The 15,214-nt window shown below is 45.7% G+C and carries 13 protein-coding genes and 1 pseudogene; 5 read left to right on the top strand and 9 right to left on the bottom strand.

Features of this window, described 5'->3' with window-relative positions; genetic code table 11:
• Positions 1-287: 287 nt before the first annotated feature.
• The 5 genes from ACOV1R_RS14285 to ACOV1R_RS14265 all read right to left on the bottom strand — a co-directional run bounded on the left by ACOV1R_RS14285 (position 288) and on the right by ACOV1R_RS14265 (position 5,966).
• Positions 288-1,598 carry a D-serine ammonia-lyase gene (locus ACOV1R_RS14285; protein ID WP_003642545.1) on the bottom strand — a complete coding sequence of 437 codons (1,311 nt, stop codon included), beginning with the start codon at positions 1,596-1,598 and terminating at the stop codon, positions 288-290.
• Between the two features lie 509 nt (positions 1,599-2,107).
• The gene (locus ACOV1R_RS14280) at positions 2,108-3,550 is read right to left on the bottom strand and encodes a 6-phospho-beta-glucosidase (RefSeq protein WP_027822872.1); all 1,443 of its coding nucleotides are present in this window, start codon (positions 3,548-3,550) and stop codon (positions 2,108-2,110) included.
• A gap of 17 nt (positions 3,551-3,567) precedes the next feature.
• On the bottom strand, positions 3,568-5,007 hold the full coding sequence (locus ACOV1R_RS14275) for a 6-phospho-beta-glucosidase (protein ID WP_003642543.1): 1,440 nt from the start codon (positions 5,005-5,007) through the stop codon (positions 3,568-3,570).
• A 193-nt stretch (positions 5,008-5,200) separates the two neighbouring features.
• Positions 5,201-5,548, bottom strand: a complete 348-nt coding sequence (locus ACOV1R_RS14270; protein WP_003639489.1) for a PTS lactose/cellobiose transporter subunit IIA — start codon at positions 5,546-5,548, stop codon at positions 5,201-5,203.
• 100 nt (positions 5,549-5,648) lie between these two features.
• The gene (locus ACOV1R_RS14265) at positions 5,649-5,966 is read right to left on the bottom strand and encodes a PTS sugar transporter subunit IIB (RefSeq protein WP_003639490.1); all 318 of its coding nucleotides are present in this window, start codon (positions 5,964-5,966) and stop codon (positions 5,649-5,651) included.
• Between the two features lie 194 nt (positions 5,967-6,160).
• Between ACOV1R_RS14265 and ACOV1R_RS14260 the strand changes: the two genes are divergently transcribed.
• The 3 genes from ACOV1R_RS14260 (at position 6,161) to ACOV1R_RS14250 (ending at position 8,690) form a co-directional block, all read left to right on the top strand.
• Complete coding sequence (locus ACOV1R_RS14260) at positions 6,161-6,868, top strand: GntR family transcriptional regulator (RefSeq protein ID WP_003642541.1); 708 nt, start codon at positions 6,161-6,163, stop codon at positions 6,866-6,868.
• Between the two features lie 92 nt (positions 6,869-6,960).
• The gene (locus tag ACOV1R_RS14255; protein WP_003642540.1) at positions 6,961-7,695 is read left to right on the top strand and encodes a glycosyltransferase family 2 protein; all 735 of its coding nucleotides are present in this window, start codon (positions 6,961-6,963) and stop codon (positions 7,693-7,695) included.
• Between the two features lie 320 nt (positions 7,696-8,015).
• The gene (locus ACOV1R_RS14250; RefSeq protein ID WP_003645837.1) at positions 8,016-8,690 is read left to right on the top strand and encodes a histidine phosphatase family protein; all 675 of its coding nucleotides are present in this window, start codon (positions 8,016-8,018) and stop codon (positions 8,688-8,690) included.
• Here ACOV1R_RS14250 and ACOV1R_RS14245 read toward each other — a convergent pair.
• Positions 8,674-9,162 (bottom strand): hypothetical protein, encoded by a 489-nt coding sequence (locus ACOV1R_RS14245; protein WP_003642538.1) that lies wholly within the window; start codon positions 9,160-9,162, stop codon positions 8,674-8,676. The two genes, ACOV1R_RS14250 and ACOV1R_RS14245, sit on opposite strands and share 17 nt — an antisense overlap.
• A gap of 187 nt (positions 9,163-9,349) precedes the next feature.
• Positions 9,350-10,183 carry an HAD family hydrolase gene (locus ACOV1R_RS14240; protein ID WP_003642537.1) on the bottom strand — a complete coding sequence of 278 codons (834 nt, stop codon included), beginning with the start codon at positions 10,181-10,183 and terminating at the stop codon, positions 9,350-9,352.
• Between the two features lie 769 nt (positions 10,184-10,952).
• Between ACOV1R_RS14240 and ACOV1R_RS14235 the strand changes: the two genes are divergently transcribed.
• Positions 10,953-11,972: a ketopantoate reductase family protein gene (locus ACOV1R_RS14235; RefSeq protein WP_015380763.1), complete on the top strand. Its 1,020-nt coding sequence runs from the start codon at positions 10,953-10,955 to the stop codon at positions 11,970-11,972.
• A gap of 72 nt (positions 11,973-12,044) precedes the next feature.
• A pseudogene (locus ACOV1R_RS14230) lies at positions 12,045-12,972 on the top strand (DMT family transporter).
• Positions 12,973-13,069: 97 nt separating this feature from the next.
• On the opposite strand, the gene ACOV1R_RS14225 reads toward ACOV1R_RS14230, so the two are convergent.
• Positions 13,070-14,020: a phosphoglycerate dehydrogenase gene (locus ACOV1R_RS14225; protein ID WP_003642534.1), complete on the bottom strand. Its 951-nt coding sequence runs from the start codon at positions 14,018-14,020 to the stop codon at positions 13,070-13,072.
• Positions 14,021-14,295: 275 nt separating this feature from the next.
• Positions 14,296-14,868 carry an NADPH-dependent F420 reductase gene (locus ACOV1R_RS14220; RefSeq protein WP_003644741.1) on the bottom strand — a complete coding sequence of 191 codons (573 nt, stop codon included), beginning with the start codon at positions 14,866-14,868 and terminating at the stop codon, positions 14,296-14,298.
• Between the last annotated feature and the right edge of the window lie 346 nt (positions 14,869-15,214).

Genomic DNA, 15,214 nt, shown 5'->3' with positions numbered 1-15,214 from the left:
GATTGAGCACTTGCTGATGACCAAAGTGCTTGCTGACCTGCTTGGCGATGACATAATCCGTTGCCATTTTAATAACCCTCTTTCTCGAAGTGAGTGTATACTCACTCACTTAATGGCTTTAGTATAATCAGTACATCTCGGTTTGTCAACAGCAAAAATGAGTTGTCACTCACTTACTTTATTTCCAGCCCATTTGTCACCGCACTGCAAACAAAAATGCGCCACCCCGTTGTTGGGATGTCGCATTTTAATTAAATATCAGCACTGATATAAGCGTTAGCAATGTTTTAACGATTGTTAATCTTGGTCAGCAATTTTTGTCCTAGCTCATAATCCAACTGACGCTCCGATTCCGGCATCATGTCGCCGCCAGTTGCCCAGACAATGTGGGTGACGTCTTTGCCAGCAAGCGTGGGAAATTGGGCCATGATGGGGGCGATCGCGGTAAAGCCGGCTGCAGCGGATGGTTCGACCATTACATCTTCGGTATCGACGAGCTTCGTCAAATAACGATATAAATCATCATCTTCAAATGTTGCTGTTCCGAGTAATAGCGTTTGCATCACCTTGCCTGCCAACCGTGATGGCCGGCTAACGGCTAACCCATCAGCGGCAGTCAGGCCATCTAAACCAATGTCTTGAACAGCAATTTTTTCATTCAGCTTGGTCATCATCCCTAAGGTCACGGACGGCACGTGGGTCGGTTCACAAAAGACGGGGTAAATATTGGCTCCCATAATCATCTTGAGGCCAAAAGCGACGCCACTAGGACTGCCACCGACCCCGGCCGGTAAATAAACGACAACCGGGTGCGCAGCATCCATCTTGATGCCTTGTACTTTTAATTGATGTTGTAACCGTACCCCAGCAACAGCGTACCCGAGGAATAAGTCACGTGAACCTTCATCATCAACAAAGTGCGTATGGTCATCCTTGGCCGCGGCGGCACGGGCCACCGGAATCACACTTGAAAAGTCGGTATTTAGTTCCTCAACGGTGACGCCATTTGCCCGCAGTTTGTCCTTCTTCCACTGACGAGCATCGTGAGACATATAAACGGTCGTCTTAAATCCAAACGTTGCGGCCATGATGCCCACACTGAGTGCCAAGTTTCCCGTCGATGCAACGATGACGCCGTATTGTGCAAATAACTCGTGATACTTAGCCGTTGCCAAGACACTGTAATCATCCATATACGTTAAATCCGTATGGGCCATGGCTACCTGTTCAGCAAACTTGAGCACTTCGTAAATCCCACCACGTGACTTGATCGAACCCGAAATCGGCAACTGACTATCAGCTTTTAAATAAAGCTGCCCCGCCAATGACTGGTGGTTGAGAGCCTCCCATGCTGGTTTCATCTGCTCAAGTGGTAACAATGGTGACTCAATAATCCCATTCATAGCTGCCGTTTCTGGAAAAGCAACGGCCAAAAATGGTGCGAAACGTTCCCAACGTGCGACCGCGTCAAAAATATCGGCCCGCGTTAACGGCAGGTCCGCCCGCTTCCCATAATCTGGGTTCTGCCAAACAATTGGTCGTTTTGCCATCAATTCCTTAATCTGTGGGTGTTCTTCAATCATTACCGTTGTATCCATACTTTCAGGTCCTTTTCATTTAATTGCATCATATTACGTATCGTGAGTTAAAATTATCAGTTTTCGATGGCCGTCTGCATGCGTTCAGCCTATTCCGACCTTCCGAGACTAGGTAACATACTGAAACGTCACCACGATCAGCACAAATGCCGATAAGTCGATATAACACGCACTGAGCCAACAAGCCTCCCCCAACCCGACCCTTTCAACCGAACCTAAGTTAGTGGCTTTTCTCTGAATCTAACGATTTTTAATCACAACTCATGTTAGATAATATGACATCACCTTCGTCCATCATTTAACCATATTTGATACTTAGAAACAATCTTTAGGCACTGATTAACAATAATTGTTGATTAGCCAATCAAACAAGCTAATAAGGCAATCGAAAAACGACGTTCAAAGTTCACTCACTTTGAACGTCGTCTTCAATTAGTGGTTATTAATTGACTAATAATCGTCGTTCGAACTGCATAATCATTCAGTAGTCTTCTAGCACAACGAGTTTCCTACTTCAAATCGGCCCCATTCGTCCGAATCACTTTTTGATACCAGTAGAACGAATCCTTCTTCGAGCGCTCTAGTGTCCCGTTACCTTCATCGTCCTTGTCGACGTAGATAAAACCGTAACGTTTCGACATCTGACCAGTTCCAGCTGAGACCAAATCGATACACCCCCACGGCGTATAGCCAATCAAGTCGACCCCATCTTCGGTAACGGCCTTGATCATTTCACTGATATGAGCGCGTAAATAGTCAATCCGGTAAGGATCATGAATACTACCATCGGCTTCGACTTTGTCGCGGGCACCCAACCCATTCTCAACAATCATCATTGGCTTGTGATAGCGGTCTTGTAACCAATTCAAAGAATACCGCAAACCTTCTGGATCGATTGGCCAGTCCCATTCGCTCGTCTTCAAATATGGATTATCAACGGCTTCGGTCCCGACAAAGTGGTAACTTGGGTTATCATCCTGAGCGGCGACCGTGTTGGAATTATAGTAACTAAAGCCAATATAATCAACGGTGCCTTCCTTCAAGACTTGGCGGTCTTCGGCCGTGATATCAGGGCGGAAACCAGTCTGTTTGAAGTAAGCTTCCATATTATTTGGATAATAGCCCCATGACTGTACGTCTGCAAACCAATAACGCCGCTGCATAGCCTTTTCAGCTTGCATGATATCTTGTGGCTTAGCAGTTGCAGGATAAATCGGTGTCATGTTGATCATATTGCCAATCTGGAAGTCGGGATTAATGGCATGGCCAATCTTAACGGCTAGCGCACTGGCAACGACTTCATAATGAGCAGCTTGATACATCAACGCTTCAGCGTCAGGATCATCGGGCTTCAACACTAAACCAGAATCCGTCGCCATCAGGAATTGGTTCGTATAAGTCGTCTGATTATTAATTTCATTGAAGGTCATCCAGTACTTAACCTTGTTCTTATAGCGCTTGAAGACCGTTTCAGCATAGTGCACAAAAAAGTCAATAACTTTCCGCGAACGCCAGCCACCATATTCCTTAACTAAGTGGTACGGCATTTCAAAGTGGGCCAGCGTGATCACTGGTTCGATACCATATTGCCGGCAAGTATCGAACATATCATCATAGAACTTCAAACCCACTTCATTGGGTTCTTCTTCATCACCATTTGGAAAAATCCGCGTCCAGGCGATCGATGTCCGAAAACACTTGAAGCCCATCTCAGCAAATAGCTTGATATCTTCCTTATAGTGACCATAAAAGTCGATGCCTTCATGGTTCGGGTAATTCTTACCCGCAATCACACCATCCGTGATTTCACGAGGAACACCGTTGGCACCGGCAGTCATGACATCAGCCACACTGACCCCTTTGCCACCAGCTTGCCAGCCGCCTTCTAGTTGATGGGCTGCGACCGCCCCACCCCATAAGAAATCAGATCGTAAACCACTCGTTGTTGCCATGCATTATCATCCTTTCACTATAAATCTTTACCATCACTCGCAATAACTTGTTGGAACCAGTTAAAGGAGTCTTTCTTAGAACGGTCAAAACTGCCTTGACCATTATCATCGGCGTCAACATAAATGAATCCATACCGTTTCGCCATTTCACCAGTACTTGCTGAGACCAAATCAATACAGCCCCACGGTGTATAGCCAATCAGATCAACACCATCTAATACGACCGCTTGTTCCATCGCCAAGATGTGATCACGGAAGTAACTGATCCGGTAGTCGTCATGTACACTCCCGTCGGCTTCCTTCTTATCGTAAGCACCAAAGCCATTTTCAACAATGAATTGTGGTAAGTGCCACCGATCTTGCATCCAGTTCATCGCATAGCGCAACCCAGTTGGATCAATTTGCCAGCCCCAATCAGACTTCTCAACGTAGGGGTTCTCAACAAAGTCATCGGGTTCCTTGAAATCGTAATCACTGTCACCGTCACGACCCTTTGTAACAAATGACATGTAATAACTGAAACCAACGTAATCCACCGTACCAGCCTTTAAAGTTGCCAAGTCAGCAGCGGTAATATCCATATCGAAGCCCTTGCGTTCAAAGTACTTCGGTAACCACTTTGGATATTCACCGAGACAGTGGACATCCCCGAACCAATACCGTTTTTGCATGGCCCGTTCCGCCATCATCACATCCGCTGGTTTAGCTGTTAGTGGATAGATTGGACACATCGCGACCATACAGCCGATTTGAAAATCAGGATTGATTGCGTGGCCCGCTTGCACAGCTAGGGCACTCGCTACTAATTCATAATGAGCTGCTTGATACATCGCCTGTTCCCAATTGTCATCCTTGCTAAGTTGCAGGCCGGAATTTTGTAACAATGGGTGCGGATCACTCCAAGCTGTTTGGTTATTGATTTCGTTGAAGGTCATCCAATACTTGACCTTATCCTGATAGCGCTTGAAGACGGTCTTCGCAAAATGAACAAAGAAGTCGATCATCTTACGGTTGCTGAAACCACCATAAACCTTCACTAAGTGGTATGGAATTTCAAAGTGTGACAGGGTCACAACGGGTTGGATGCCATGCGATAATAAATCATCGAATAAGTCATCGTAAAACTTCAAACCAGCTTCGTTAGGCTCGCTCTCATCACCATTCGGGAAAATCCGGGTCCACGCGATTGACGTCCGGAAACACTTAAAGCCCATTTCTTCAAATAATCGATCATCTTCTGGATAGCGATGATAAAAATCATTGCCCCAGTGATTAGGATAGATTTCACCATCTTTGACGCCATCCGTGACTTTACGGGGAACCCCGTTACGTCCGGCTGTCATTACATCGGCAATGCTAACGCCCTTGCCATCAACATCCCAAGCGCCTTCTAATTGATGGGCCGCGACCGCGCCACCCCACAGAAAATCTTTGGGCATTTTGTATCCTTTTGTCATGAACTAATTCCCTCCATTAATGCTGCTCAGGCTATCCCTGAGTTACAGTCTTTGTTACCTTAACTAACGAAAAGCGTGTAACCGCCACGTCACCGTTGTTAAGCTGTCTGCCATTATAAGCGACCACGGCATGAATGAAAAAACAAGCCCAGACCAACACCAGCAGGTATTTGCCTAGGCTCAAATTAATTAACTACTTCGCCTCATCGGCAGCTAAACGCCGATAAACGTCTACAACTTCACCAGCTAAGTCGCGGAAGGTGATGGCATTCATGATGTGATCTTGTGAATGTACTAATAACAATGACACGTGGGTATGTTCCCCTTGTGCTTCCGCCGTTAACATTGAGGTTTGTGAATTGTGTGCTTCGGTTAGAAAGTTATCTGCTTCCTTTAACTTGGCATCAGCGGTTTCAAAGTCGCCTTCCTTAGCAGCTTTAATTGCTTCGAAAGCGGAACTCTTTGCATTACCACCATTAACGATCAAACCCATAATGGTTTCGAGACTTGCTTCAACTTCTTTTGTTTGTTCTTCTGCCATTTACCCTCATCCTTTTAGCATTTATTCGTGTGCATCACAATCAAAATGCCACCGGCCGCGATTGATCTACCGTGGGCTGGTAGCACTTACAATTTAATGATTAGTTTGCTTTTGCAATTGATGCTTCGGCTTCCTTTAAAACTTTTTCGCCGTTCATCATGCCGTAGTCTTGCATGTTGATAACTTCAACTGGAATATCAACGCGCTTTTGGAAATCACTTAACATATAACGAACTTGTGGTCCAAGCATTAAAATGTCAGGATTCTTTTCAGCTAACTTCGCATCAGCGTCACTGGCAGCGGTTGCAAAAATATCTGCATCAATGCCTTCTGCTTCCGCAGCCTTTTGCATCTTTGAGACTAATAATGACGTTGACATCCCAGCGGCACATACCAACATAATTGTTCTTTCAGCCATAATAAACACGCTCCTAGATTGTTTTAAATTTATATGTTACAGCGGTTGCTTTAATAAACCGCTTTCATTACAATTAGAATTATAAGTCATGGGTACAAATTTGACAAGCCTTATTAATCAGATATCTGCAATTTATTTGATTTGTACCCACAAATTATTAAATAACAACTTAATATTCGAAAGAAGTGAACACCATGTATCGTGACATTGCAACCAAACTCGTTGCCGCCATTCAAGACGGCATTTTTACCGTCAAACTCCCCACGGAAGCCCAATTAATGGAACGTTACCAAGCTAGCCGCAACACCATTCGCAAAGCGATTGACTTGGTGTACCAGCAGGGGCTCCTGCGTCGGGTTCAAGGCAGTGGCTATTATATTACTAATATTCAGCTTCAACATAAAACGGTAGTGAATCTGTCAGCACGCTCACTCTTCAATAGTCATGTCCACCCACGGACTTTAACTTCCAAGATTCTGACTTTTGATACGATCCACGGCGATAGTGCCCTGAGCCGCAAACTCAACATTCCCGTCGACGAAGAACTGTATCGTATCATTCGCCTCCGCTATTGGCACGACCAACTGTATTGTTTGGAAAAGGCCTACTACTTACGCTCTGTCGTCCCCTATCTATCGACCGAAGCTGTCAATACGTCAATTTGGGACTTCATCAACGAAGCTTACGGCATCGGGATTGCTAACAGTGATGATTATCTTTCACTCACCAATCTTAACAAGGAAGAGGCCGAACTAATGAATTTGGCACAGGGCGCAACTCACTTGGCCTTGGATTCTTGTAACTATTATAAGAATAATGGCTTACTAGATTTTTCTCACACCATCTTTGTTTATCCCGACCTTGCATTGTATTTTCATACGACAAATCTTGCAAATAATTAATTTATGGCTAAAAAAAGACGATTCACTATAATTTCATCACAATTTATGGGTATACTAGTAACAGTATCCAAATTTACGATGGAGGAATTAGCGTGTCAGCACCCCTTTTTTCAGTGGTTGTACCAGCTTACAACCAGCACAAATTTATAGATAGCTGCTTGACTAGTCTACAACGCCAAACCTTGACAGACTTTGAAGTCTTCGTGGTTGATGATTGTTCGACTGATGACACTGGTGAACAGATTGCCGCGTTAATCAAAGGCGACGACCGGTTCCACGTGATCACTCACGCCCATAACCGGGGCGTCTCCGCAGCTCGTAACTCCGGTATGGCTGCTGCTAAGGGTAAGTACCTTTGCTTTGTCGATGGCGACGATTGGGTCGAACCAGACTTTCTGGCAACCTTCCTAGCCGCCTACCGGTCAGCACCCGATACCCAGCTCGTTGTATGCGGTCACTACGGTTACTTAGCCGTTCCGAGTCCTGCCAAAACATACAACCAAAAAGACTTGATTGCCAACATCAACTTTGGCACGGTTGGCGGTTTTTCGTGGAATAAAGCATTCATTCGCAGTATTATTACCACGCATCACCTCAAGTTCAACGAAGATATTGATTTTCTTGAAGACCAGTTGTTTGCCTTTCGTTACGCTAACTACGTACAGTCCTCCGAATACGTACCGGACCGGACTTACCATTACCGTTGGCGTTTTCGAAGCAACCTTGCTCACATTGGAATTCCATTCTTCACCGCTCGTCGTAAGATGATGAAGATTCTCAAGCAGGAAAACAAGCAAGTTTTGAACGAAGATTGGAATAATCAGTAGCAACGTTACGTTGCCATCGCCTCTAAAGGTCGGTAGCTGAAATAGCTATCACCCTTTAGGGGATTTTTTGATACCTAGCATAATCGGCTACGATGACCAGAAGATGCGCAATTATTCGAGGCTAGTAGCCATCCACTCGCAGCCTCAAATGCGCTTTCGCCGCCGATTAAACCGACCGTGGCGCGAAACAAGCTAGCTGCTCAAGCTCTTTTTGATATCAGCGACAAAATAAAGTGGCAATTAACAATTAAAGACTTGTTGAATGACGAGTAACGCTTTACAATTGGACTATATTAATTAATTTGATGGGAGGGTTAGCGATGGCTACGATTCACTTATACTTAGTCCGTCATGGACAAACCAAGCTCAACGCGGCCGGCCGTTTACAAGGCATCTATGATTCGGAACTCACACATACCGGTGTGCGCTCCGCTCAACGGTTAGCCCGCATGCTAGCAGATGTTCATTTCGACGCTGCTTACGTCAGTGACTTGGGCCGAGCACAACAAACGAGTCGCATTATCACCGCACTCCATCCTGAAATAAAAAAGCCGACGATTGACGTCGGCTTACGCGAATTTAACTTCGGTGGGCTTGAAGGTACCAGAAACATGTGGATCGTCAAGCAAGTCCAAAAACAATTGGGTATTGGAACGTTTGTTAAGTTGATGTTGAGTCGTGAACGCTTCGCCACCCTACTATGGGTCTTTAACTCCCTCGACCAGACTCGTGGCGCCGAGACTTTGGTCGGTGTCACGGATCGAATCAGTAGCGCGCTACGACGAATCTGTTTGTATGAATCTCAGGATAGTCAGCATGACAAGAATATTCTTATCGTTTCTCACGGGCTGGTTCTCAGTGCATTCCTATACCAAATCAGCCCCCGTGAGCTTCCCACCCGACTCCTGAAAAATACAAGTGTTAGTCGCGTGGACTACCAAAATCGGCAATTCAAGTTGATCGACATTAATATCACCCCTAAGAAGCGGGCCTAGTTGTCTCGATGCTAACAGGTTGCGTGGTACAACTCGGAAATTGCAAGCGCGCCTGAATACCAAAAAAGGCTTTGATTTTGCGTTGTAATTCTTGACCAGTTGCATGCACTGAAGCTTCACTTGCATCTGGATCGCCAACTACAATTAAAATGCGACTGCTTTTACTATCCAAATTAGGCCTGATTGGGGTGGTAGCATCCGCTGAAAGACTGGCCCCCTGTGCCGTTAAATGAAGCTGAACCTGCTCAGTGCCAAGCGTATTCATATCCCACGCATTGATCTGCACTGGATGGCGCGCGTGAATCACTTGAAGCAAGTCTGCCAAAGCATTCTGCGGCTGAGCAACGGCAAGCCCTTGTGCAGCTAATTGTTTTTCAATTGCTGGATTCAACTCACGGTTATCAAGATTGCTCATCGACAAAATTGCTAATGGAATTTCCGTGGTAGTCGTCGGTAAAATTTCAATTTTCAACAGTTATCACTTCCTAAAAACACTTCAATACTAAGTGTGCCAAATTTGACGTAAAAGTCAATTACCACCACTTAAGTCATAGCAAAATTTTAATAATACCACAAAAGCGATTCCCACACACGTGAGAATCGCTTTTTTAATGGCCTTATTGTCCTCGTCGATACACCGATACGCTTGTAAGCTGACCTTACTTAGTCGTTGATAATGGGTGGGCCGCGAAGTATTTTTCTAAGAATAGTGCCAAACCATCATTATAATTCATATCAGTTACATAGTTCGCAACTTTCTTAACTTGTGGCAAGGCGTTGCCCATTGCCACCGATAAGTCAGCTTCTGCCATCATCCCAACGTCATTCAAGCCATCCCCAAAGACAAACGTGTGGGCGGCATCGACATGTTGCTCACGTTGAATTTGTTTGACCGCCGTCCCCTTATCCGTATTCAGAGGAATCATCTCAATATTATTCGGGTTCGATGATGAAAGTCGCAACAATTTACTATTAGTGAGCTTTTCGCGGGCAGAATCCAGCCGTGACATGTCTTCACGACTGAGAATGACGCCGTTCGTAATCTGGTCCTCAATCGTGGCTAATTGCGTAAAGCTCTTCACTTCTTCATAGCCAATCGAGACTTCATCCGCATCAAAGTTGGCCGCATTACGAGCAACGAACCGCGGAATTTGTTCCGTATAGTAGGCCATGTCTGGCGTGAACAACATCATTGGTAAGTTATCACGACGCGCAATCAGATAGGCAAGCTCAACCGCAGCACCCCCGAGTTTGGTTAGCTCACGGCCCTGGGCACCATCGAACACCGCCCCATTAGATGTCACCAAACGAACGTCAGCGTTTACTTTGTCTCGAACGATCTTCGCCAGCTCGTACATGCGCCCCGTAGCGATGTAAAATAACACGTCCTGCTTCTGAAACCGTTCAATCGTCGCTCGAGTTCGCTCCGAGACATATTGGTGATCCGTTAATAATGTTCCGTCAATGTCCATAAAGACTAAATATTTTGGCATAGTTGAACTCCTCCTACGTATTTACCTATATGTTGTGCTAGCTAACTGATCATCTGTGACATTCAGCTTGACTGCTTTTGCTTGGTTTGCCAATCAGTCGGTACCATCCTGCCATCGTCAGTAAATACGCAAATTGGCGTATCCGCACTGATGAGTAAGCCGGTTGGCCGGACTTGAATGGGCTTAAATTAAAAAGATGACGCACCGCCGCCTTTTTTAGCAATCATAATTAGCACAAGGCTTACTTACACTCCCAATTGTACGCTATTCCCTCCTATAATGGAAATCGCTTTCAAAACCGAACTAGCCACCGCATTTTCACCACGTAAGGCTAAACAATCTTAAGTTTAGAAGCTATTTAGAGCATTATTTGCCCTCATCAGCTTTATATACCAAAGAATTCAATCTCACTACTTGACATTCACTAGTCTAGCCGCTAAATTAGAGAACAATTAATAAATGATGATAAAAAGCATTGAACAGTTCAGTAGTTGCCGGTCGTTAGCCTTAGCGAGTCTGAGATGGTGTGAGCAGACCTAATCCGGTATCACGAATATCGACTGTGAGTTGTATGGGTGAAATCAAGTAACCCGTACTGGTTAACACCCACTAACGTGTAGTACATCTTTCATGATGTGCTTAAGGTCAGTAATGTAAATTGCTGATGAATACCGGTGGTAACCCGCGCTCGCGTCCGGCAGACGACTTCGTCTGTCGGACGTTTTTATTTTCATTTATTAATAAATCATTTTAAAGGATGGTCATACATATGCATTTTACAGTACTCGGCGCAGGCGCCATGGGATTACGTTACGGTGTGTTATTACAAGAAGCAGGCAATCAAGTTGATTTTGTGGATACTTGGCAAGCAAATGTTGATCAAATTCATCGTCAAGGTGGCGTCTACGTGTCGCGCGATCACCAGAATCGACACTTAGTTCCCGTCAAAGTCTCAACTCCCGAAGATTATAACGACGATCCCGACGTGTGGGTCGTATTTACTAAACAGATGCAACTTGCTGATTTTTTGACTCGGACGGCCCACGCTTTTAATGGTCGCCAGTACGTGCTCACTTGCATGAATGGGATGGGTCACGTTGCAAAATTATTACACTACTTCAAACCCGAAAAATTATTAGCTGGGACCGCACTAGTCGCTACGGTCTTAAACGGCCCTGGTGATGTCGACTTCATTGGAGCTCGCGGCGCCGGCACCATGAATCTCGCCAATTATACGGAACACCCTGACGAAATGACCCACCGAATCGTGACAGAATTAGATAAATGCCAATTCCACCCTAATTTAACAACGAACTTCCGCGGCACCTTGCTGGCTAAAGTCGTCTTCAACTCAGTGGTCAACACCCTCTGTACCCTCTTTGAAATTACGATGGGCGAATTCGCGGCCTATCCAGGGGCTGATGAGCTGAGTCGTCAATTGATCGATGAAGCCTATGATGTCTGTGAGCGTGATGGTGTCACCATGTTGAATACCCGCGCGGAAGAGCTCGCCTCTGTCAACTACGTCAGCAAAGTGGCTAATCCCCTCCACTACCCATCGATGTATCAAGATATGTCTCATAATCGGCCAACTGAAGTCGACTATATCAATGGCTACCTCGTCAAGCTCGGCCAAAAGTACCATTACCAAGCAAAAACGCACGCGTTTCTGACCCATCTGGTTCACTTAGCCGAAACCACCCGCCAAACCAGTGCCACAACTGAACACACTACTGAACAAAATGCTCAGAACGCGACCGAACAGGCTAGTCAACAAGCAAGTGCGTAACCGATTCCCCTTTTCTCAGCAAAATCATGTACAATGGAGATTAAGTTGATTTTACTGAGGAGGCGGTTTGCTGTGCAAGTCAGTCGGGAATTCAAAGGTATCTTTCTTGCTAGTATCAGTGCGACCTTCTGGGGGATTTCCGGAGCCGTCGCACAAACACTTTTTGATACGACCGATATTAATTCTATTTGGTTAACGGGAATTCGCATGCTGGGTGCCGGAATCGCACTATTACTGGTCAGTTTGCTTACCCATGTTGATTTGTGGTCGATTTGGCGTCAACCCCGCGATCTCCTACAGATCGTGGCCTACACACTATTGGGTCTAATGCCGGTTCAGTTCACCTACTTTTTAGCAGTTGAAGCTAGTAACGCGGCGACCGGAACAATTCTACAATTCATGGGACCCGTGTTCATTGCTCTGTGGATGCTAGTCGCTCATCGGCAATTGCCGACCCGTGCAGAAGGCCTTGCAATTATTTGTGCACTACTGGGCTCATTCTTGCTCGTGACTCACGGCAACCCTCAGACCCTAGTCATCTCCGTCTGGGCGTTGATCTGGGGACTCTTATCGGGGGGTCTCGTCCGCTACGAATACCTTGCTACCAACCAAACTACTTACTAAGTACGACCCAATGACCGTCAACACCTGGTCAATGTTGTTAGGGGGTATCTTGTTTAACATCGTTCAGCCAGTCTGGTCAATCCATATTCCACTGACTATGCTTAATATCAGCAAGTTGACCTTTGTTGTGCTGTTTGGAACATTGTTAGCTTTCCTATTCTTCTTGCAAAGTTTGCAATATATCCGGCCAACCGTTGTCAGTCTACTAGACGCTTTTGAACCTTTATCCGCAACCATCATTGCGGTGGTTCTACTCGGTGTCAGCTTCGGTTGGCTCGACATTCTGGGCAGTGTCCTGATTATTAGTACCGTCTTTATTTTGGCTATTGGGCAGGGTCCCAATGATCGCACGGCAGAGAATTTCAAGCAACCATAAACGATGACTCATAATTATGAAACCAGTAAAAGCTGGTTGTGACTAAGTCCTAGTCACAACCGGCTTTTACATTGCCGCTACCGTTACATATATTCAATTAATAACCACGATTCAGATCCACTTGGTTACGTACCAGCGTGCCATCTTTGACAAACTGTGCAAAGTTCGCCGCAAAGATTGGAAAAACGGTCGCCCGAAAGTGGGCAATTTGACCTGAAATATGTGGCGTAATCAGCACGTCATCTCGTTGCCACAACGGGTGGTCCGTCGGTAATGGCTCTGGTTCAGTAACGTCCAACGCTGCCATACTGAGTTGATGATGATCCAGGGCGGTCATTAACGCTGTAGTATCAACCGCCGGACCACGCCCAATATTAATCAGCATCGGTTGCTGTTTGGTCTGCTGAAATAATTCAGTACTAAACAAATGATGCGTTGTTGGCGTTAATGGCAAAGCGTTGACAATAAAGTTAGCCGTTGCTAACGCGTCGGCCGTCGCGGTAAATGCCACTGTTTCATGAAAATGATCAGCGGGGTGACCGGTCGTATTGACCCCAATCACGTGCATGCCTAACGCACTAGCCTTAGCCGCTAACGATTGCCCAATTTGGCCCGTGCCATATATCAACAACTGTTGCCCGGTCAAGGTAGATGTCGTCATTGGCAAGGCCCATTGCCGTGCCCCGCGCTGATTCAGCCAGGCCGCATGGTACCCCCGGACTACGCTTAACATCGCGGCTAAGACCGATTCACTAATCGCATCGGCGTGAATACCACTCGTGTTCGCAACCACCACCCCGGCCGCTTGCAATGCCTTTAATGGCAAATAATCGACGCCAGCTGAAATGACCTGTACAAACTTTAACTGATTGGTTGGCCGCGCTAGGATCGTCTTTAATAACGGATGATTACCATACATGACTTCAATTTGGTCGTAATCGGCCGCCGTGACCGCCGCCGCATCCTTGAACGTCCAGTCCGGATAAGTGGTTTGTAACTGTTGCAGCTGTTCAGGTTTGGTTGCTTGAGCCATCAATACCATTGGCATAACTTATTACCCCATTTCTAATTTCTTGATCAATACTTTTATCATACCACTATCATTCACTTGAACCGTAATGATCCACAACCGGATATTAGCTAAGATTGGCCAATAAGTTAGGCTGACCCTTTTTTAGCCCACAGTTTGGTTTAAATCACAATGTTTGACGCTACTGCTGACAAACGGCTCACAAAATACCAACAAAAAAGCGATGTTCGAAAGTCGCACTCCCGAGCATCGCCAATCGGTAACTAACCTAATTGGGTTTAATCGTTGACCAATTATTTAACAACCGCAAAGCCACCGGTCCAGCCGATTTGTTCACTGGCTGCTAATGTCATTTGCATAAACCCCATCGCTTCAAGCTCACGGGCCCGCTTTAACTTACCTGCATCCTTCACTTCTAACGGACTGTCAGCCAAGGCGCGGGTGAAGCGTTGCTTGGCGCTATCGTCATTACCAGCAACTAACACGGTTGTTGGTTCCTTACCATTGACCTGCCCACTCTGAAGCGTCGCCGCAAAAGTCGTATTGAAAGCCTTGAGCACCTGACTATCTGGTAGTTGCTGCTGTAATTCTTGGGCAGCCGAACTATCAGCTGGAACAACCAAGTCATCCCACGTGTCAAAATTCAAGGGGTTCGTGATATCAACGACGATTTTGCCCTTCAACTGAGTCGCGTACTGTTTAGCCAGCGCAGCTAAAGCGGGATAAGGTACCGCCATGATCACGATTTCACCGAGCGTTGTGGCTTGGTCCTTGGAACCATAATAAGTGACCTCGTGCCCAGCGATTTCAAAATTATGACCAATTGCTTGCCCCATGTTGCCCTTACCAAAAATTGTGATTTCCATATCAAAACACGCCTCTTTCGCTTTATAATTAATTTTATATTTACATTCTAACATTGATGTCCCATTTACATCACTTTTATGTCTGACAGTTACCGCAAACCGGTCGTCAATCGCCCTAGCTAGTAGTCGCTCCTTGAATGACGACAATTAGTGGAACTAATGGCTAATCAGCTCGGATATTCACCTGCCTGCACGCTTCCCAGGTTATTGACACGAGTCGATCAGTCACTAACGACCAAAAACCGACCAACTTAATTATGAAGGGACTGCTCCGAGTCAAGTAGACAGTTCAAATAATTAAAATAGCTATGCAGTTTTTAGAATGGCATGATTCCGAAATTCTTTC

The organism is Lactiplantibacillus sp. YT640, from assembly GCF_049745435.1.
In the GTDB taxonomy this organism is placed as follows: Bacteria; Bacillota; Bacilli; order Lactobacillales; family Lactobacillaceae; genus Lactiplantibacillus; species Lactiplantibacillus plantarum.
Note: the sequence above shows the minus strand (reverse complement) of the source record. Positions and strands in the feature narration are given on the sequence as shown.